At 41.2% G+C, this 22,749-nt stretch carries 11 protein-coding genes; 2 read left to right on the top strand and 9 right to left on the bottom strand.

The features are described 5' to 3' along the window. Positions 1-72: 72 nt before the first annotated feature. The 6 genes from KG708_RS03425 to KG708_RS03400 all read right to left on the bottom strand — a co-directional run bounded on the left by KG708_RS03425 (position 73) and on the right by KG708_RS03400 (position 12,167). Positions 73-1,788 (bottom strand): alpha-amylase family glycosyl hydrolase, encoded by a 1,716-nt coding sequence (locus KG708_RS03425; protein ID WP_213608123.1) that lies wholly within the window; start codon positions 1,786-1,788, stop codon positions 73-75. 72 nt (positions 1,789-1,860) lie between these two features. After that, positions 1,861-4,266 carry a glycoside hydrolase family 15 protein gene (locus KG708_RS03420; protein WP_213608122.1) on the bottom strand — a complete coding sequence of 802 codons (2,406 nt, stop codon included), beginning with the start codon at positions 4,264-4,266 and terminating at the stop codon, positions 1,861-1,863. A gap of 14 nt (positions 4,267-4,280) precedes the next feature. Continuing rightward, positions 4,281-5,771 (bottom strand): MFS transporter, encoded by a 1,491-nt coding sequence (locus tag KG708_RS03415; RefSeq protein WP_213608121.1) that lies wholly within the window; start codon positions 5,769-5,771, stop codon positions 4,281-4,283. After that, the gene (locus KG708_RS03410; protein ID WP_213608120.1) at positions 5,758-7,623 is read right to left on the bottom strand and encodes an alpha-amylase family protein; all 1,866 of its coding nucleotides are present in this window, start codon (positions 7,621-7,623) and stop codon (positions 5,758-5,760) included. Before KG708_RS03410 ends, KG708_RS03415 begins: the two co-directional genes overlap by 14 nt. Positions 7,624-7,768: 145 nt before the next feature. Beyond that, positions 7,769-9,262 (bottom strand): tryptophan halogenase family protein, encoded by a 1,494-nt coding sequence (locus tag KG708_RS03405; RefSeq protein WP_213608119.1) that lies wholly within the window; start codon positions 9,260-9,262, stop codon positions 7,769-7,771. A gap of 109 nt (positions 9,263-9,371) precedes the next feature. Beyond that, the gene (locus KG708_RS03400) at positions 9,372-12,167 is read right to left on the bottom strand and encodes a TonB-dependent receptor (RefSeq protein ID WP_213608118.1); all 2,796 of its coding nucleotides are present in this window, start codon (positions 12,165-12,167) and stop codon (positions 9,372-9,374) included. 659 nt (positions 12,168-12,826) lie between these two features. Here KG708_RS03400 and KG708_RS03395 point away from each other — a divergent pair. After that, a complete protein-coding gene (locus KG708_RS03395) occupies positions 12,827-14,467 on the top strand; it encodes an alpha-glucosidase family protein (protein WP_213608117.1) in 1,641 nt (546 codons plus the stop codon). A gap of 50 nt (positions 14,468-14,517) precedes the next feature. Here the strand turns inward: KG708_RS03395 and KG708_RS03390 are convergent, their stop codons facing one another. Further along, a complete protein-coding gene (locus tag KG708_RS03390; RefSeq protein WP_213608116.1) occupies positions 14,518-15,072 on the bottom strand; it encodes a TIGR00645 family protein in 555 nt (184 codons plus the stop codon). Positions 15,073-15,310: 238 nt separating this feature from the next. Here KG708_RS03390 and KG708_RS03385 point away from each other — a divergent pair, with 238 nt between their 5' ends. Continuing rightward, complete coding sequence (locus KG708_RS03385; protein WP_213608115.1) at positions 15,311-15,553, top strand: hypothetical protein; 243 nt, start codon at positions 15,311-15,313, stop codon at positions 15,551-15,553. Positions 15,554-15,677: 124 nt separating this feature from the next. Here KG708_RS03385 and topA read toward each other — a convergent pair whose 3' ends face one another. Both topA and KG708_RS03375 read right to left on the bottom strand, forming a co-directional pair. After that, the gene (topA, locus tag KG708_RS03380; protein ID WP_213608114.1) at positions 15,678-18,380 is read right to left on the bottom strand and encodes a type I DNA topoisomerase; all 2,703 of its coding nucleotides are present in this window, start codon (positions 18,378-18,380) and stop codon (positions 15,678-15,680) included. Between the two features lie 254 nt (positions 18,381-18,634). Beyond that, complete coding sequence (locus KG708_RS03375; RefSeq protein WP_301003030.1) at positions 18,635-22,579, bottom strand: Ig-like domain-containing protein; 3,945 nt, start codon at positions 22,577-22,579, stop codon at positions 18,635-18,637. Between the last annotated feature and the right edge of the window lie 170 nt (positions 22,580-22,749).

The following is a 22,749-nucleotide window of genomic DNA, read 5'->3' as shown; positions in this document are numbered from 1 at the left end:
GAGGTAATTCAATTAAGGCACTTTTACACAAAAGGGACTAACGCATGTTAGCCCCTTTTGTGTGTGTTTTATTTACAGTGTGTTGTTTAGCAACAACAAACCATAGGCGGCGAGTTGCTCGCCATTGAGGTCGTGTTGCCAACTGGCGGTTAAACCGTCACGAGCGATGTTAGCAACAGTTTGTGGGTTAGCCGTTAAATTAAGCACGAACACACTTTTACTGCCGTTTAACTCACGGGTTATTTCAACTAGGCCGTTGTTGTGCTGAGTTAACGTATAACTGCCTTTAATGCCGAGCTCTGGGCGCTGTTTTTTCTGCGTGATTAATAATTTATATAGCTGCCAAATAGAGTCTGGCTTTGCTTGCTGGGCGGCTACGCTGCGATCTGCTGCTGCAAGTTGCTTGGCTAAAAATGCTGGCCACCAGCTGGCAAAGTCTTTACCAAATAATTCACTGTGTTCAACCCAGCTCGTTTTAGCTGTGGTAAAGCCGGCTTGATTGCTGTTGTCCCACTGCATTGGCGCGCGTTTATAAACGTCGTGACCTGTGCCACCTTGTGTTAAGCCAATTTCTTCACCGTAGTAAATATAGGGGGTGCCCGGTGAGCTAAATAACATGGCGGCGGCAAGTTTTGCTTTTTCGTCGTGCTCTGCTAGTTGATACGCCACTCGCTCTTGGTCGTGATTGGTTAAAAACGGTGTAAAAAAGTCAAGTGGTGCGCTCGAGTCTATACGCTGTTGTAAATTTTGTTTGAGCACATTGGCATCAACCGTATTTTTTTGCTGGTTAGATTGCATGGTGCCAAATTGCGCTTCGCCACTGGCGTCTGGCTTTAATAAGCCAAGAATTTTATAGCCCACTTCAAAGTCAAAACCTTGATCGAGCCCTTTGCCATCGCCGTAATATTTTGCTGCAACAGGAATATCGGCCCATGCTTCACCGACTAAGTACGCGTCTGGATCAACACTTTTTACATACTGATTAAAGCGCTGCCAGTAGGCAATAGTTTCGTCTGTGTCGGCTTGCGCATTGCCGCCGCTTTCCATGGCAAAGCGTACGGCGTCTAATCTAAAGCCTGCTACGCCTTTATCGAGCCAAAACTTGGCCATTTTTTCCATTTCAGCAATCACGTCGGGGTGGCGTAAATTTAAATCAGGTTGGCTGGCACCAAACGCGCCATAGTAATATTGCTGGCGGGTTTCGCTCCAATGCCATACGGCATCGGGTTGGTCGTTATCACTCCAAGCATGTCCCCAACCACTTCCGGCTTTTGGCAAGTCGTCACGCCACACAAAGTAGTCACTGTATGGGCGCTCGCCGTTTGCTGAGCGTTTAAACCATGGGTGTTTGCTTGAAATATGGTTAATCACTAAATCGAGTATCACCTTCATGCCTTTGTCGTCAGCGGCTTTTATAAAGGCTTCAAACTCTGCCATGCTGCCGTAGTCGTTTTCTACTTGGTAAAACTCAGTAAAGTCGTAACCATGGTACGACGGCGCTTCAAACATGGGGGTTAGCCACAAAGCATTAACGCCGAGCTCTTGTAAATACGGCAGCTTTTTAGTCATGCCGTTAAAGTCGCCATGGCCGTCACCGTCGCTGTCATAAAAGCTACGTGGCCAAATTTGATAAAATATCGCGCTTTGCCACCATGGTGTGGCGTGTTGTTCGCCACTGATTTGCGCCGTAGCGGCTGTATTCGTATTTTGTGTGTTGGTTGTGGGTGCGCTTTGGCAGCCCGTTAACATTAAAGCGAGGGCCAACGCACTCAAGGTAAAAGTTTTCATTGCATCTCCGTTATTATTTTAATAAATGCGCCTAGCCGTACGTTACTACGGCTAGTCATTTGCTGATAAAGGTTATTGCAGTGCGTGTTCAACTATTGGGTAATGATCCCACACTTGCTTGTCGTGTAATGAACGAAGTAGTTTAATGTATTCAGCATGGGTCCACGCCAGTGGTGTGGCTGAGTTAGTGCCCTCGCCTAGTTTATACCCTGCTTTGTTAACCCCTACGCCATCCCATACTTGCTCTGGTAGCATAAATCCTTGGTTAGCAAATGTTTCCATGCCTTTTACATAGGTATTTTTAATGGCGTTTTGCTTAGCGGTATCAAGGCTATTTGTGGCATTGGCAGCAGCAATTTCATAATGACCTCGCTCACCGGTAAAAAACGGCCATACTCGCCCACGTTGCCCTGGGGTTTTTATACCGCCTTGCGCGTAGTTTGTGCCCGTTATTTCGTCTTCACCGTAACCGTCGTTGCCATAGCGGCGATAGCCTGAGAAAGTGCCTGAGCCGTCGGCAAACTCAAATGTGTAATGCACTTGCAAGTTATCTTCTAAGGTTTGATCATCATACTCAGGTAAAGTTTTAACAATGCTGGGGGCAAGTGCATCGCGCACCCCATAACGTACCAGCTCTAAAAAGCCACCATCGAGAATTTGCTTTTTATTAAAGCCTTCACGGCCATTATTGGCATTAATTTTAGTGTTTGAGTTGGCGTCTTTATCTTGGCCAATACGAATAAAATATTCGCCGTCGCTTGCTGTTGAGTCAAGGTTGCCTTGGGTTGTAAACATGGTGTTTTCAATGTCGGCATTATAACTTTTTGCGGTTGCAAGGTAGCGTTTGGCATTGGCTTCATCACCCGCCATGTTGGCTATGTCGGCGGCGGTAATTAATCCGGCTATAACCGCAGCGGTGGTTGATGGCGAATACCCCTCTTGCTCTTCCCAGCGCTCTTGTTGCGTGGCCGGTGGCGTTATTTGTGTGTCGTTCCACAAAATTTTAGCGCGCCCGCCATCCACTAAAAAATCAGCTGCGGGTTTTAACATACGGGTATACCAATCAGTTAGTTCGCCATCGGTTAATACATCAGCTTGATGAAGCTTCCACGCCAGCATAATAGGCATGGCTGTTTGATCTAGCTGTACGCCTACCCATTCAAGCTCGCCGTCAACGTGTGTTTTTTGTAAAAACCAACCTGTATCACCTTTATTGCCCGGGGTTTTGCTGTTTACTTGTACTTTATCTAAATATTCAAATGCGGTTTTAGCGGTTGCAGTATCGCCTATTGCCATAAAGGCCATGGCAACTTGGTAAAAGTCGCGTACCCATACTGCTTTATAACCGGTAGAGCCGGTTTTAGCCGATACGGTTTCGCCCCATGGGTTAGATAAAGACGCAATAAGCGCCCCTGCATGGGTTTTATCTTCTTGTGCTTTTAGTACCAAGGCGCTGGTGTAGAGTAATTTACCCTGATCTGTGGTGCTGCTAACTAGGCTTTCAAGCGGGGCTAGGCTGTTGAGGTAATCCTGCCAGCCTATCGCCTCACCTTTACCATTGTAGTTATCAAGCACAGTTTGGTAACCACGGGCTAAACTTGCTTGGCCTTCTTTAAAGCTAGCTTGCTCGCTGTTGCCAAAACTCAGGGTTAAATCAAACTGCGTATTTTTGCCAATTTCACCTAGCTCTGCCAATAAACTCACATTACCCGATTGCTCGCCGGTATTTTTATAAAGTTGGGTAAGCTGCTGAGTTGTTTTAAGCTGGCTTAAACCGTCACTTACGCCCGTAAAACCGACACTTGTTTGTTTAAATGGCTGTGCGCTTTGTAATGTTAAATAATTATCATCTTGCCATGCAACCAAGCCTTGCTCGGTGGTTTTTGCAAAATCATCTAAGCCGTTATTGTTTATGTAAGGGTTAACGGTAACAAAAGCGTTTACGCCTTCAAGCTCGGTATTAAAAATACTGCGCACAAATAACGTTTGCCCGTCTGGATCAGTAAATATGTGTTTTTCGAGGCTAAAGCGCCCTTGTTTGTCTTTGCTTGTTACTTTGTAAGCCAATGATAACGGGCGGCCTTTGTCGTCTTTGTACAAGTAGTCAATGGTAACGTCTAAATCGTCCGCTTCGGTGACTGTAAAATCTTTGCCCACCACTATAAATTGCATGTCTTTAATTTGTGCTTGGTGAATAAGCCCAAACATGGTTTCGGTGATCATGCCTTTGGCAATCGAAAACCATACTTTTGACACTGTGCCAGTGGCGGCGCTATCACTGTATTGGCCATCTTGGTATTGCTCAAACGATGTACCAATACCGGTTTTGCCCGAATACGCCCAAAATGGCTCTACGCCGGGTGCGCCAGGTGCACTTACTGAGGTTTGCACCCCAGTATTGGTTTGCGTATTTTGCGCGCCACAGGCAGCTAAACCCACAGCTAATAAAGTCGCGGTAATGAGGTTATATTTTTTCATTTTAGACCCTTAAATTAAGACTGTTTAACACGCAATACAGCAACAGCAGCAAGTACCAAAGACACCGCGCCCAGTATCAGTGCATAAATAGGTTGATTATCGAAGAAATGGCGTAAAATAAGCCCCAGTACACTGGCCGCTAAGAGCTGCGGGATGACGATAAAAAAGTTAAATATTCCCATAAATACGCCCATTTTGTGGCTCGGTACTGAGGTACTTAACATGGCGTAAGGCAATGACAAAATAGACGCCCACGCAAACCCCACGCCAATCATGGGCCAAATCAGTAAGCTTGGATCGTTTATAAACATAAAGCTGGCTAAACCTAACGCACCTAAAATAAGGTTAAGCGCATGCGCTATTTTTATACCAACACGTTTAACGATGATCGGGATACATAAAGCAGCAATAGCAGCAAAGCCATTATAAGCGGCAAATAAAATACCGACCCAGTCTGCACCGTTGTTATATGCCGCTGAACTGGTATCGCTACTGCCATAATGAAAACTGGTTACCGCTGAGGTGGTATAAATCCACATAGCAAACAACGCAAACCAGCTAAAAAATTGCACCCACGCTAGTTGCTTCATGGTATCTGGCATGGTGAACACATCGTTTATTACTTGGTAAAACCCACCAGCGGTGTGTTGCTTAGCTTTTAATGCCGCGGCAATAAATTGAATAACGCCAAAGCTCACTAAACCAGCAGCCAGTAAGTACAGCTCTTTTTCGAGATTCAGCCCTGTTACAAGCCCTAGTACAGCTAAACCTAATAAAGTGAAAATAACGCCTCCTTTATTAAAGTTAACGTTATTGGCTACAGCTTCGTGTGCTTGATGGTTGTCTTGCTCGTTAAAAGCAGCGAGTTGTTCAGGTGAATATTCTTTGGTGGTTAAAATGGTCCAACCCACGGCAATAAATAAAATAACCCCACCCAAGTAAAATGAATACTTTACAGAATCAGGAATTTGCCCAGCGGCTGCGGTATTGGCAATATCAAACCAGTTGGTCATCATCCAAGGCAGTGCAGAAGCAACCACAGCACCAACACCAATAAAAAAGCTTTGCATGGCATAGCCTTTGGCACGCTGCTTATTTGGCAGGTTATCGCCAACCAGCGCCCTAAAGGGTTCCATAGTGACATTGATAGAGGCATCCATTATCCATAACATTCCCGCTGCAATCCAAAGCGTGGGTGAGTTTGGCATAATAAATAATGATAGCGTGGTTAAAATAGCGCCGTATAAAAAGAATGGTCGACGTCGACCTAATTTACCCCAGGTTTTATCGCTCCAATAACCAATAATTGGCTGCACAATTAACCCCGTCAACGGCGCGGCAATCCACAAAATAGGAATATCATCAATGTTTGCACCAAGGGTTTGAAATATTCGGCTTACGTTACCGTTTTGTAGTGCAAAACCAAATTGAATGCCTAAAAAGCCAAAGCACATATTCCATATTTGCCAAAAGCTTAAATCCGGTTTGTTTTTATTGTGATTCATTTTCAGCCTTATTCGTTAAAACCGCACTGCCAAGTGCATCAAGGGTCAGAGTAAATGTGGTATTTTGTTGATCGGCACTAACCAAAACAGCGTTATGCGTCTCTAAAAGGTCATGTAATGTTGAATTCGCTTTAAATGTTGTTGCCTGCTCTGGCGTTAATGTAACGGTAACGGTTTGAGCTTGTTGGCTAAAGTTACTTAGTACCCAAAGTGATTGTTGGCCTAACGTGCGCGCAAAACCAATCACGCTATCGCTGCCAGTCACCATTAATGGGCTCATATCACCGGCCACAATCGCTGGTAAGTCGTTAAGCGCCATAATTGAAATATAATATTGGCGTAATTGCACTTGTTCAGTTGTTAACTGACCGCCATCAAACTTACCGTTATTCATCCATGCTTGATGCGCAGGCACACCTATGTAATCAAAAATACTGGTCCGGGTTGCCGTCCCAAACCCTGCGTTTTCTGAGCCGTCTTCCCCCACATCTTGGCCAAAATAAAGTAACGTTGGTGAGCGGCTTATTAAATGAGACACCACCATAGCAGGCTTACCCCATGCAGCATCACCGGCAAAATCAGGGCTTGCGATACGTTGTTCGTCATGGTTTTCTAAAAAGTGCAGCATATGTTGCTCAATGTCTGCCACTTGTTGCTGGGCACTAAACAAGGTGTTGGCGGGTTGCTTGTTTTGCATTATGGCTTTTAAGGTGTCGTAAAAGCCTACTTTGTCATACAAGTAATCCATTTTCCCTTGATGAATGTAGGCACGGTACATTAATGGGTTGTAAACCTCGGCGAGTAAAAACGCATCCGGTTTATGCATTTTTATTGATGAATTTAAAAAACTCCAAAATTCAACTGGCACCATTTCGGCCATATCATAACGAAAGCCATCTACCCCTTTGTCTAACCAATAAAGTGCGATATTTCTAAATTTGTACCAGCTATTAGGCAACGCTTTATCTTGCCAAAAGGCGTAATGGGCACGGTAATCTTGGTTTTCGAGTGCCTTAGGTAAAGTGGGAAAGTCGTAACTGCCGTCAGGTTTAACGCCGTAGTTAACTTTAACTGTTTCGTACCAGTCGTTTATGTCGGGTTTAGGGGCACGCGCACCATTACCGGTCCATTTTGCTGGGGTTTCATTAAATTTGCCGTCGGCTAATGGGTGGGCATTACCGCCTAGCACTTGGTAGTGTACGCTGGTTGGTACGGCAAATGACTGCCCAGTAACATAGTAAAAGTTGTTATCGCGCGCATACTCTACGCTGGTATCGTCGTCTTCGCCAAAGTCTTTCACGCCCTTAGGTTTAGCTGTTGAATGATAATTACGAGCTACATGGTTTGGCACAATGTCTATTATCACTTTCATTCCCTGCGCGTGAGTACGTTCAATTAACGCACTAAACTCTTCAAGCCTATTAGTTACATTAATGGCCAAATCAGGGTTTACATCGTAATAATCTTTAATTGCATAGGGCGAGCCTGCACGACCTTTAACCACATCAGGATCATCTTGGTTAATACCATATTCGGTGTAATCACCCACTAAGGCATGATGTAAAACGCCGGTATACCAAACATGCGTAGTACCCAACTCTTTAATGCCTTGAAGCGCAGCATCGTTAAAATCAGCAAACTTACCCACGCCATTTTGCTCTTTAGTACCCCACGGAATGTTTGCGGTTTTAGTATTACCAAATAAACGGGTGAATACTTGATAAACCACTGGCTTTACTGGTTCAGTTTGAGCAACAGCTGGGTTTACTGCTGTGTTTTTATCATCATCACTGCAGCCTTGCCCAAGTAATAGGCTAGATAACAGCAGTGGTATATAAACTCTTTTTTTCATTGTGTGTGTCATTTTTATTTCAGTGTTGTTATTGGTTTATACTAAAGCTAACTGTCGCTTGGTTACAGTAACTGCATACGTATTCACCGCTATATTCAGACCCTGTTAACCCAAGGTTTGAACTGCTCAACAGGGCAATTATTTTTTAGCTCGGTTTTAAACTACTTAAAAATACTGCGTGATTAGGTAATTGCCCCACTGTTGAATTTATTAATGTTTTTAAATTATTAAATAGCTCTGTTAATTGCTCATCGGTTAATGAGTCGGCTAACGCGCCATAATCATCGGGTATTAATCCTTGGCCTATCATGACTTGTTGCCATGCCACTTCAGCAAATAATTCGTCATCTTCACGGATGAGCTTGCCTGTTTGTTTAAACAATTCGATTTTATTTTTCAGTGAATCAGGAATGCTCATTTGTTGGCATTGTCGCCAAAACGGGCTATCGGTTCGCTCGGTTAACTTGTAATGCAAAATAATAAAGTCGCGGATATGTTCAATTTCAGTGATACTTTGCTGATTAAACACATTTACTAATGCGTCGCTAATACCGTTATGAGGAAATAACTTGATTAAACGAGTGACCGTACTTTGTATTAAATGAATACTGGTTGATTCAAGGGGCTCTAAAAACCCACTCGATAAGCCAACAGCCACGACGTTTTTGTGCCACTGTTTTACACGACGACCGGTTTTAAACTTAATTAATCGTGGCTCTGTTATAGGCTCAGCGGGGAGATTTTCTAACAATAGTTGCTTCGCTTGCTCGTCAGATAAGTGGCGACTAGCATAAACTAAGCCGTTGCCCATTCTGTGCTGTAATGGAATTTGCCACTGCCAGCCAGCACTGTGCGCAATTGAACGTGTATAAGGCTTTAGCTCATTATTTGAGGCAGTTTGCACTGCAATAGCACTATCGCAGGGTAAGTAGTGCGACCAATCTACAAACCCTGTGTTGAGTGTTTGCTCAATCAGTAAGGCACGCAAGCCTGTACAATCTATAAATAAATCGCCGCTAATACTGCTGCCATTATCAAGGATTAGGCTTTGAACATCACCACTACTTGGGCACTGCTTAACCTCACTAATTGTAGCATCTAGGTGTTTTACACCCCGCTCAGTGGCTAAGTGCTTTAAAAACTCGGCATATAAGCTGGCATCAAAGTGATACGCGTAGCTTAATCCTGGCAACGACGTGTTGGGAATAGTGTTGATCGGGGCAAATTTATTGTATTTTGCAGCCTGATAATTTAAAGAAAAATCCCAAAAGTCATCTTTGTTGCCTTGTGCTTGGCCTTTTAACCAAAAATTATAAAAGTCACAAAAAGGAAAGTTTTTACCTAAGGTGCCAAATGCATGCATATAGCTGTGTAATGGGGTTTTCCAGTTTTCAAACTCTATACCTAACTTAATCGTTGCATTAGTGGCGTTTATAAATTGTTGCTCATTGATACCCAATGCATTATTTAGTTGCATTATAGGAGGAATAGTTGCCTCTCCTACCCCGACTGTACCAATGCTACTTGATTCTATCAGGGTAACATTAATGACTTTACCCAATACTTTATTAAGCAATGATGCGGCTATCCACCCTGCTGTGCCTCCGCCTGCGATCACAACGTGTTTAATTGGTTGCATATTTTCCCCACAATTTACTTTGTAATAAGCAGATTAAATTATTTGGTAAAATCATTATAAAAAAGCCCCTGTAAAACAAATCACAAGGGCTGTTATATCGCGTTAGTTGTTATAACTTGTAGCTAAAACCTAACAAGTAAGTACGCCCGTAATCTTGATAATCACGCACTTGTAATGCGTTATCACCTTGCAATGATGTAAATGGTTCTTCAGTGATATTTTGTACTTGGAATTGTACTGACAATCCCTCTAAGCCAGCGATACCCGCTTCACTAAAGTCATAACCAATTTGTGCATCCCAAATTGTTTCACCAAGGATATCTACTTGCTGTGTTGCAAAGCCAGAACCGTATATATCCCCTTTAAAGTCGCTGCGTTTACGCATGCTGGTACGTGCTTGAAAGCCGTGACGCTCGTAATACACAGTTAAGCTATCAATTTTGTCTGATAGGCCAGGTAACTCATAGTCATTACCATTTTGATCTGTTAGGTCTTGCTCAACACCTGTATGGCTGGCAATTAAACCAAAACCTTCTAAAGACTCATGTAATATACTAAATGGGAACGAAAGCGACAGCTCATATCCCCATAAGCTTCCATCGCCACCATTAACTTTACTTGAGCGTGTTGCCGTGTTTCTGTCTGCTGGAGGAACTTCTCCTGTTGCAGGATCCACTTTGCCTGTTACATCAACATCGTAGCGTTCATCAAAAGTCCATTGATTAATATCTTTGTAGAAAATAGCTGCTGAAAAATAACCTTCTGCGTTAAAGTAATTTTCGTATGTTAAGTCAAAGCCCGTTGCTTCTTTTGGTTCAAGCTCTGCATTACCACCAGAGATAGACCAATAATTGCCGCTGTCATCTGGTTTTTCGTTGTTGTAACTCGTTTCGATAGATGCATGCATTTCATCAAGACGAGCACGTGAAATTGTTTTAGCCGCACCAAAGCGAATGGTTTGCTCTTGGTCAATTGCAAACGATAAATTTAAGCTTGGTAATACATTTGAATAGTCATGACTAATATCGGTAGGTGATGCAACGACTAAATCGTTAACATTTGAGGCTTCAAAACCTTGTGATGATTGCTCTGTACGAACGTAACGTACACCCACATTACCGGTTACAGGGATACCGCCAATCTCTGCATTAATATCAGCTTGAATAAACGCAGCGGTTACTTTTTCTTGCACTGTCCACGAACGCGTTAAATGTTTTTGATCCGTTAAGCTCTCTTGTAATAAATCATAGTAACCATCATTCACTAACCCATTGGTGTCATAAGCAATCATGTCGCCCATACCAATAAAGTCTAAACTTGCTGATCCTAAGCGATACTGCTCAGGTACTGTTACCATACCGGGATTATTCAAAGAGAAACCTTTTAATGTCATAAAGTAACCTTCAGACACTTTTGTTTTCTCTCGGTCGCGGTAAGACATACCAAAATTAATACGGCTAAAATATTCGTTATCAAGCACTTTGCTTGCTGCTAACTTTAGTGTTGAAAGCTCATCGCTTATTTCTGGTGCGTTGATGAAACCATCTTGTGCAGTGTTTTCATAAGGCGTACCTGACAAACCATATTTGTCATTTAAGGCTTTACTTGCACCCCAAGATAATGGACCACCTAATTGAATTAAATTGTAGTCGCTGTAATCAAGTTCATGAGTGAATTGTGCGCCTGTATTACCACCGTCAAACGCATAACCAATGTTATCAGCTATACCATTTGAATCACCACGACCAGTGCCAGAGTAGCTTTCTATACTCCAAATAGTACGATCGACTTCTGCACGACTTGCATCGAATTCAACTGACCAATCATCATTAATATCGTATTTAGCGTTAAAACCAAATTGTGATAGCTCTGCTTTTCGCTCTTCATAGTCGTTTCGTACAACAACACGCTGACCTTGTGTTGTGGCACTGGTAATAAAGCCAGACTGCTCATCTACAGTGACACTATTTGGGTCGATACTACCCTGACCCCAAGCAAATGGCACTTCAATACCACGGAGGATTTTTTCATCGTTAAAATCAACGTATAACGCATCAAACGTCATGTTTAAACGATCATTTGGTGCAGCTTCTACTACTAGCATTGCAGAATCTCGTTCAAGGGTTGATGAACGCACGAATGGTTTTGCACCACCTAAAATAGAATAGTTTTGAGCATCACCACCGTTAAATTCAGGGTAGCCCCAAGAATTCCATCGTTTTTCTTGGTTTGGAGAACTCATTGTGTTGTACGCAAATGCCACACCGATTGTGTCATCTGCAAATTGGTCAATGTATGAAACTGTACCACGAAAACCTTTATCGTCACCGTCAGGGTTTAATTTATCAAAGCCAGTTTGCTCTAATTGACCATTAAACATGATCACGCGCTCGCCTTTACTTAGCGGCTTTACGGTTTGCATGTCGATTACACCAGCAATACCTTCTGCTTCAATGCTAGCACTTGGCGTTTTATAAACAGTTACGCCGCTCATGATTTCTGATGGGTAAAGGTCAAATTCAACCCCACGGTTGTCACCGATGGACACTTGCTCACGGCCATTAAAAGTAGTTGCACTCTCGTTTTCGCTAAAACCACGCACACTCACTCTACTTGCACGGCCATCTAATCGTTGTGCTGTTAAACCGGGTAAACGTGCAATTGACTCTGCAATTGAAGAATCTGGTAATTTACCAATATCTTCAGCCGAGATAGACTCAACAACTTGCGTAGAAAAGCGTTTGGTGTTTATAGATTCTACAACGCTGCCACGAAAACCTTTTACTTCGATGATTTCTACATCATCATTTTTTATTGTTTGTTCTTGTGCCGCGGTAGTGGCAAAGCTTGATAATCCGGCTGCCGTTAATGCCAGCGTTAATATACTTGGTTTGAACATAGCCATAATGTTTTCCCGTTACCCATAATGTGATACCCGCTTGCTTGCTTAAGTGATAGTTAAGCTTGCGAGCTTATTTTGTTGTCAGCATTTATATTAACGCTCGTATTATTTTATTAACAACTTTATGCATACGTATTCAAAACAACAGCACAGACATTAAATTAACAATATTTTTACACTTCATTTTGTAAGTAACTGTTTTATTTTGAGATATTTTGGTGCAATAGAAATTTATAAATTTAATGATAGTCATTATTTATTTTTATATGAAACAAGCTCGTCATTAAACATAAATAAAGTGACACAAGGCTATTTTATTTTTTGATTTATTATTCAACGCACTAATTATTCAAACAACATTGGTAAGACCAATATTTAAAAACACCACTTTAGTGCAGCCCTTTATTTATGCGCACCTAAATAATGCAAACAATAAATTAACAACTCACTCTTTATAATTGGTAAAGGAAAACTTAATAAGTCATAGCTAAAGTAGGTGAAAAAAACACTGTATTTAACCAATTTTAATAGCCATAAAATAGTGCATACGTATGCAGACTTTTTACAGTATGACAGGCTTCAAGTATGCTTTTTGAAATAAACGAGGATTATAGCCTCTTAAAAAAGAACAACACAGATGCAGTGTGAAAACGGAGAAAAGCATGACCCAAAAGCAATGGTATAAAGGTGCGGTTATTTATCAAGTGTATCCGCGTAGCTTTCAAGATAGCAACAACGATGGCATTGGTGATTTAAAAGGGATAATTAATCGCATTGATTACATTAAAAGCTTAGGGGTTGATGCTATTTGGATCTCACCTTTCTTTAAATCACCTATGAAAGATTTTGGTTATGATATTAGCGACTATCGTGATATTGACCCAATTTTTGGTAATTTAGACGACTTTGATGAGCTCATTGCGCAAGCACATCAACGCGATATTAAAATTATTATAGACCAAGTACTTAGCCATACATCAGACCAACATCAATGGTTTATTGATAGTCGTGAAAACTTAACCAATGACAAAGCTGATTGGTATGTATGGGCCGATGCTAAAGAGGACGGAACAGCACCTAATAATTGGTTGTCTATTTTTGGTGGCGGTGCATGGCAGTGGGAACCGCGTCGTGGGCAATATTATTTGCATAATTTTTTCACAGAGCAGCCTGATCTTAATTTTCATAACCCTGATGTTCGCCAAGCTGTACTGGATAATGTTGAGTTTTGGCTTAAAAAAGGCGTAGATGGTTTTAGACTAGATGCCATTAACTTTTGTTATCACGATGCACAACTTCGTGATAACCCAGCAAAACCAAAAGAAAAACGTCAGGGCCGTGGTTTTAGTGAAGACAATCCGTATGCTTTTCAGTATCACTACTACAACAACACACAGCCAGAAAACATTGAGTTTATGCGTGATATTCGCACTTTACTTAATAAATACCCGGGTACAGTATCGTTAGGTGAAATTTCATCTGAAGATTCATTAGCTACTATGGCAGAATATACCCAAGGCGGCGATAAACTGCACATGGGTTATAGCTTTGAATTACTCACTGATGATTACTCAAGTGAATATATTCGTAACACAGTGACCACACTTGAAGAGCGAATGACTGAAGGCTGGCCTTGCTGGGCATTTAGTAACCACGATGTGGAACGTGTTGCAAGCCGTTGGAGCGAAACGGGTGAAGTAAATCCTGCGCAATGTAAGATGTTAACCGCCCTATTGGCCTCACTGCGAGGCAGCGTGTGTATGTATCAAGGTGAAGAACTCGGACTCGGTGAAGCAAGCGTTGCGTTTGAAGATTTACAAGACCCATACGGCATTACATTTTGGCCAAACTTTAAAGGCCGCGATGGGTGTCGTACCCCAATGCCTTGGGAAAACCTTGATAATTCACATGCCAATGCACACAATGCAGGCTTTAGTGAAGTGAAACCGTGGTTACCTGTTGATCAACAACATAAATCACAAGCGGTTGCAGAACAAGAAAATGATGCAAACTCGATATTAAATGCGTATCGTGAATTTATGGCATGGCGTAAAAACCAACAAGTGTTACTTGAAGGTGACATTGAATTTATACAAACTGCAGAGCCAATTTTAGCGTTTTACCGCACATTAAACGAAGAAAAAATGTTGTGCGTATTCAATTTGAGTGCTTCACAAGCAGAGCTTGCCATTAATGTAAGTGTTGAAAAAGAACATAACGGCCTTTCTCATCACAACGCAAACCTTAATAACAAAACACTGACAGTTGAGCCATTTGGTTGTTATTACGCTCGCTGCAGTTAATATTACAAAAAGAAAACCCGAGCAGAGCTCGGGTTTTTTTATAGCATTTTTTAATGATTAATTGTTTTACTGTTTAAATAATCAGTAAATGCAAATAATACACCCGATATTACAAAGGTAACGTGTATCAACACTTTCCAAAGCAGTTCATCATTAGAGTAAGACGCAGAGCTTATAAAAACCTTCAAAAGCTCAACGGCTGAAATCGCGACTATTGCACTGATCAGCTTCATTTTTAAACCAGAAAACCCCACTTTTCCCATCCATACGGGACGATCCTCATGATTTTCGATATTAAGCTTAGAGACAAAGTTTTCGTAGCCACTAAATATAATAATTAGCAGCAAACCTGCTAACAAAGCAGTATCAACCAAAGTTAATATACCCACCAATAACTCTTGATTACTGGCAGTAAACGTCGCTACCCCCATCAAATACAGCTGTTTAAAAAATTTTATTAGCAATAAAACCACAGCAAATAGTAAACCGACAAAAAATGGCGCCAATAACCAACGCCCTTTAAATATAAATGACTCTAGTACCTGCTCTACTTTGTGAACAGGATGTATTTTTTTATTTATATTATTTGTGTGTGGCTCTGACATAGGGGGACCTAAAAATTAAAACGCGACATTAGCCTAAATTTAGCTGTAACACAATCAGTTAAGGTTAAACTTATTTACGTGATACGTTCATCCTGACGATAAAAATATTTCGTTTTTCTTTATTGTAAATTCGATTAAAAATCAGGATGCAGAAATGTTCTGGCTTGGTTACATTGGTTTTATGCAGTCATTGTATAACTGCATAATTCGTTTGTTGCTCCATTTTTAGGAATAAAAAATGAATAAATTATTACTTGGGTTGATTGTTGCACCATTTTTCGTTTTATCTGCTGCCAATGTAGTTGCAAACGATGCTACAGACGCTTCAGCTGAGATAATTCAGGAATTCACAGAAATGTGTGTTAGTTGGGCTAAAGAAGACGATATAAGCAATGAAGAGCTGTATAACTATGTTTTAAAATGTGTGAATGATGAACTTACAGCTGAGGGCTATAATACAGTGACTGCTGTAAAAATTTAATCATTAAAGCGGATTAAACTTAGGCTACATTGCCATTGCGATAGGTTTAATTTAGCTAAAAAAACCGGAACTGTCACAGGCTGTGCGCTCCGGTTTTTTATTATTTAAAACAGTGAATAATTACTTATTCATCGACTTTTTTAGCTTTTGCCTTACTTTTAGCCGGGGCTTTTTTAGCGGCGGCTTTCTTTTTTGGCGCGGCTTTTTTCTTTGCCTCTTCTACCCATTTACCGCTACTGTAATGCGCCGTCCAACCGGTTGCTTTACCGTCAACTTCAGTCATAACGTATTGCTCTTTATTTTTACGACTATAACGCACAACCGCAGGATTACCATCGGGGTCATTTGCTGGTGCATCAGCTAAGTAGTAAAACTTAGGCGAAATACGATCTCTAAAGCGCTGTAACTCCTCTACTTTAGGAGCGCGTGTTTCTCGTGATTTAGGGAAGGTATTAGCTGCTAAGAAAATACCCGCTGCACCATCACGTAATACAAAATAAGCGTCAGACTTTTCACATTCTAATTCAGGTATATGAACTGGGTCCTCTTTAGGTGGCGCAGCTTCGCCATTTTTTAGTAACTTACGGGTATTTTTACACTCATCATTGTTACAACCAAAATACTTACCAAATCGACCTGATTTTAACTCCATATCAGCACCACATTTATCACACTCGATAATAGGACCGTCGTACCCTTTAATTTTAAAGGTGCCCTCTTCAACCACATACCCCTGACACGCAGGATTATTACCACACACGTGCAGTTTACGGGTTTCGTCGATAAGGTAAGAATCCATCGCTGTTTCACAAATTGGACAGCGCTTCATTTGCATGAGTGTTTCTGTTTCAACATCTTCAACATCAGCAGCCACCGCTTCATCACCCGACACTAAGTTCATAGTGGTAGTACAGCGCTCTTTAGGTGGCAGGTTATAACCTGTACAGCCTAAGAATACACCCGTTGAAGCAGTACGAATACCCATTTTTCTACCACAGGTTGGGCAATCTATATCGGTTTCTACCATTTGATTAAGGCGCATACCGCCTTGTTCTGGTTCGCCTTTAGCAATGTTTAGCTGGGTTGAAAAATCAGCGTAAAACTTATCAAGCACTTGTGTCCAAACACGCTCACCTTCGGCGATATCATCTAAACGACCTTCCATTTTAGCGGTAAAGTCAAAGTTCATTAGGTCAGTAAAGTTTTCAACCAAGCGATCGGTGACGATCTCGCCCATTTTCTCAGCGAAAAAGCGACGATTTTCTACGCGAACATAACCACGATCTTGTATCGTTGATATAATAGAGGCATACGTAGAAGGACGACCAATACCACGTTTTTCAAGTTCTTTAACTAAACTTGCTTCACTAAAACGAGCTGGTGGTTTGGTAAAATGTTGCTTAGGATCAAGTTTAATTAAAGTCAGCACTTCGCCTTGTTTAACCGCAGGAAGTGATTGATCTTCTTCGTTCTTTTTACGCACTGCAGGTTGCACTTTAGTCCAACCATCAAAACGTAAAACACGGCCTTTTGCTTTTAATGTAAAGTCATTAGCAGCAACGGTTAACGTGGTTAAATCGTATTCAGCAGGCACCATTTGACAGGCCACAAACTGACGCCAAATAAGCTCATAAAGCTTTTTAGCATCGGCATCCACGCCTTCAACATGCCCTGAAAGCACTGATACACTGGAAGGACGAATGGCTTCGTGTGCCTCTTGTGCATTACCTTTAGAGCTATAGTTAATCGGATCAGTAGGTAAATATTTGGCACCAAACTCATTGGTTACATATTCGCGACACATTTCAACCGCATCTTTTGATAGGTTGGTTGAGTCGGTACGCATATAAGTAATATAACCCCCCTCGTATAAACGCTGGGCAAGCATCATGGTTTTTTTGACGCCATAACCGAGTCGAGTACTTGCTGCTTGTTGCATTGTTGAAGTAATAAATGGCGCACTTGGTCGGCTCTTGCTGGGTTTTTCTTCAACGCTGACAACTTTATACTCGGCATTCTCAAGGCTTTTAACTGCTGCACTAGCCTGAGCTTCATTTACTGGCTTAAATGGCTTGTCTGCTTGTTTAGTGACTTCTAAGCGTAGGTCAGACTCGCTATTTTTAACATCTGCATGAATATCCCAAAATTCTTCAGGAATAAATGCTTTTATTTCACGTTCGCGCTCAACTAATAAACGTACAGCAACAGATTGCACCCGCCCTGCAGATAAACCGCGCGCGACTTTTGCCCACAATAAAGGTGATACCATAAAGCCAACCACACGATCTAAGAAACGGCGGGTTTGCTGTGCATAAACCATATCGGTGTTTAATTCACCTGGGGTTTCGAATGCTTGTTGTATTGCATTCTTAGTGATTTCGTTAAATACAACGCGCTTATATTTTTCAGGTTCGCCACCAATTATCTCTTGAAGGTGCCACGCAATGGCTTCTCCTTCTCTATCCAAATCCGTTGCGAGATAGATTTTATCAGCATTTTGGGCAAGCTTTTGTAATTCTTGAACAACCTTTTCCTTACCCGGCAAAATTTCGTAATGTGGCTCCCACCCTTTTTCAGGATCGATTCCCATACGCGCGACTAAGTTAGTGTAATCACGTTGCTGTTTATACGCTGCTTTCTCATCGGGGGGCATTTTACGCACCTCAGCAGGCGTTTTGCTTGCCGGTACTTTAGTTTTGCCAGAACCCGATGTAGGTAGATCTCGTACATGCCCAATACTGGACTTAACGATAAAATCATTACCTAAGTATTTATTAATTGTTTTAGCCTTAGCAGGTGACTCTACAATTACTAGCGATTTGCCCATAGTTGCCTATTTCTAACCTAGTTCTTTAAATGTGTTTAGCCGACTCATGCGGCGCGAATATTTATAGGTATATCTACAAACACTAGTTCTTACAAGCTTTTAATACAAACTTTTCAGTATTTACTGAATAAACAAACAATTTTTGTTGTAAATTTAAACAAACTGGTGTTTTTTGGATAATTGATGTGGAATATATAGAATAGAAACAAAAATGCCAACCTTATGGTTGGCATTTTTACTTAATCATTATCTAATTATAATTTAGCGTCGTGTAAAACAGCAATCGAGGCTGAAGAAACTAGCCCTGAAGTTGCCGTTGAAGTAATTGTCACATTACCGCTAACTACAGCATTTTTATCATCGACGGGCACTCTTAAAATACCAAATGAAAAGTTAATCGGCCTGATAGTTGTTGTGTTTGGGAAAATATATTCAGTTGTTCCCGTTAGCCTACCTTGATCTGTACTAATTTTTACCTCAGTGTCTATTGGTAAGGGGTTATTGTATATATCTGCAATATAAACAGTTGCAGAAGCACTTGTAACGCCTGTTGCTTCGGTTAAATCAATCTGTGAAATTTGACACATTTTATCGCTCGTAATATCGCTTTGTACCCTACGCACTATTGGGCTTTCAGGGTCACTGTTTACACGAACTTCTGACGCTATTACTCCCGGTATTGCAGCACAATCGTTGGCAAAAGTAACGACTCTGAAAAATGCAGCATCACCAGACATTACAATTTCCTGATTTTGAAAAACATTGACCAAGTCACGGCTACACAAATTTATTGCAGCATCTTCTGGTCGGCATAATAAACCATTGTATATACCATTACCTTCAGTCCACTCTCCATCACCGTTAAAATCGATAAACTCCTCAAATTCATCGCCTCTAGAGTTATTGCCTGAACAATCATCTGTAGGAGTATTGCAGTCTTTCCCACCATAAGTACCATCTTCGTTATGATCTATGAATGCTTCTGGGATATCAAAAAGATCACTAAAAAAGTCTTGACCATCAAAATAACCATTACCATTCAAATCTGAAAACGTCTCCTCCCCTATCGCATAGGCTAATACAGTTGCACGCCCACCTAATGGAAGATCAACAGTCAAGTCATTATTAAGTACTCCTAAAGGACACGGTAAGCCCCTATCACATTTTTCAGCAATAGTATTTGCATAAATAGAATCAGTGAATGGTCGTGGATTACTACTTCGCCAAGTCACAGAACAAGCCCCATTTGACGTAGTACAACTAGGCTCAATAACGCCGCCCTCTGTAATAAAGCTAACTGCGGTACCATCAGGTACTGGATTATTAAAATGATCAGCAAGCCTAGCGTTAACTAATACCTCGCTGCCATCAACATTAAGTCCATGGACGTTGAAAATAGAGCGTGATAGTGAAAAGCTATTTTGATCAGCAATACCTGTACTAATAACTAAAACGTCTGATGGTGCAGAAACTGTTACCGTATCACCATTGACTACTTCATTTATTGATGCAATTACTCGGACGGGAGTTGCAACAACACCAGATTGTACTGTCGTTCTAATTTCACCCTGTGCGTTTGTTATTGCTGAATTGGCACCTAATGTTATACCACCTACTGAAGTTGATAATGCAAAGTCGACTGTTCTAGATGCCAAATTATTACCATTAGCATCAACAAGTTTAAAAATCACTTCCGATATTTCGTTTCGATTTTCTCCACCAGTACCCTTGAGCGATATTACAGGCTCAGTTACATCAACAAACTGAATAAAGCCAACATTAGCTGGTGATACATGAATTGTTGTACTAGCAGAAACAGTATCCCCCCCAGTAATAACGCTAGCAGTAACAACATCGCCTCCTACACATGTTAATGGTCTATAAGTTGAACGAGCAAAACCGCCTATACTGGTTACTCTTTTGTCCATAACGGCCAAATCTGAAGCAACACACCCAGATGAAAACTCAACATTTAATGGTGCAGTATATAAATCACCATCTTTCGTGATTTCTATTGAAACTAGTGCTGTTGAACCAGCTGTTAATGATTGGTTGTTTGCTACAGAACTAGATATTGCAATATCAATATCAACTGCAGCAATTTGAAATGCTTTAGTTAAATTACTATTTAAAACGGATACTGTAATTTCACCAGCGCCGACATCGCGACCCGGAATAATATCTAACAGAGCTATACCATTTTCGTCCGTAATTGCGGTCCCGGTACTAGGAGAGATAGAACCGATCGTGGTTGTTGCCGTCACTAACGTTTGCGCTAGCGGTGTAGTTGAGTCTTTCTTGTCTACCTCTATAAAAAGTATGCCTGTAGAATCACCTGAGATACTAGCCGTCTCTTGGCATAAGTTTTTATCTCTAAGTGTTTTAAAATCTGTAGGACAATCTTTTAATATGCTAAATCTAATATCTGCACTGCTTTGATTGGGGTCAATTGCATCACCACGCGTATAAAACCCTAGCTTTTTCTCTACTGCTTCAAATTGTGCAGTTACGATACCCGCACCTTCAATTGTCCCTGACGTTAAGTTAAGTGTTGCAACTCCGTTCGAGTCAGTTAAAGCAGTGCCTGAGCTTGGAAGCAAATTACCTAACGTTGAGCTAAATGTAACTACTTTAGCTACAGCAGGATTGCCTTCAACGTCCAAAACTGTCGCCCTAACTAAGCCACTGTCATTAGCACTAATTTCGCTTATTTGCATTAAACTTGTAGACGAAACTAAGCTTAAATCTATGGTAAAGTCATTTGACGCCCCAGGTGAAGGCGCATCACCAGCTGACGTATAAGTGTAAGAATTTGAATCATAAACCATATTTTCTTCAAGTTTATAAGTTGCAGTTATGGTACCAGCTCCTTCCTCTGTGCCTGCTAGTAGGTCAACTTTGGCGACTCCTGAACTGTCGGTCATAGCAGTACCATTTGACGGATTAATCTTACCAAAACCTGATACATTAAATTGAATTAATTGATAAGCACCAGGTTGGCCATCAACAAGAAGCTTAGCTTGAGCGACTGCAGGGTTTTCATGATCAACATTTCTTGTTTGAGTACCATCAGAATTTACTAAGCTCACTATTAATTGAGCTTTTTCAACAATGACTGCATTAAAGTCAAATGGTGCTGATGAATATGTTTGGCCTTGATTACTGTAGGTAGCTACGACCTTTGATGCGCCAGCTATATTACCTGCAGTTAGCTCAATTTCTGCTATCCCTGAGTTATCTGTTAAAACACTACCAGATTCCGGGTTTAAGGCACCAATATCGCCATCAAGTATAAAATTAACGCTTTTATTAACAACAGGTTCACCAGTATCATCAAACACAGTCGCTTTTAGACTGAGTGGTTCTGTACTTGTTACTGTATTTGATTGATCACCGGTCTGTGTTGAAAAGCCTTGGATATTTAACGTGAAAGCGACTTGGTCACCGCTTGATTGAAAAGAAAATGTATCAGTGTAAGTTAATCCGTTAATTGTATAACTAGCTGTAACTTCACCAGCACCCTCCGTATCACCGGCTGTCAGTTCTATATTAGCAACACCTATATCGTCTGTTATTGCTGAACCTGAATCTGGTTTTAGCCTACCTATATCATCTGCCAATGTAAAGATAACACGCTCACCAGTAACAAGAGCGCCCTCTTTAGTGAGCGTTGCTTTTAAGTCTAATGGCGCATCTGCTGTCACCGTATTTGATTTACTACCACTAGCTCTGGAATATCCTTCAAGCGATAATGTAAAAGAGCTAGTGTCATCTCTATCTGCATCCCCAGTAGATTCAAATGCAAAGCTTTTTGAGTAAGTAATTCCATCAACGGAATAGGTAGCGACTACCTCCCCAGCACCTTGAACTGTACCTGCTGTAAGATTAATTTTAGCGACTCCATTACTATCAGTTAAAGCAGAGCCAGAACTAGGGTTCAGTACCCCTACCTCGTCAATCAGTGAAAAAGTAATACGCTTGCCTGTGACAATAACGTCGTCTTTTTTTAGCGTGGCTTTTATATCCAAAGGAGATTCTGCCGTAACTTTATTAGACTGTGTTCCATCAAGTTGTGAGTAACCATTAATTGTTAAGGTGTATGTAGGTGTATCAGGTGTTGTTCCATCCCCCCCCCCTATGCTGCCCTCTTTCTCCAATGAGCCACCGCCACCACAGGCTGTTACTAAAAAACTGAGCATTATGATGCAGAGCACCCTTATTGAAGGCATAAACTTCTCCCTAGTGTTATTATTAACTTTGCGTTATTCACTTAATATTAACCTATAACTTAGCCTAAAATCTCAGTTTTTTACTTCTTTTTTTTACAAAAATTTTTAAAAAGTTGACGTTTTTTCTGTAAAAAAAATTA

Source organism: Pseudoalteromonas sp. (assembly GCF_018402495.1).
Lineage (GTDB): Bacteria > Pseudomonadota > Gammaproteobacteria > Enterobacterales > Alteromonadaceae > Pseudoalteromonas.
Note: the sequence above shows the minus strand (reverse complement) of the source record. Positions and strands in the feature narration are given on the sequence as shown.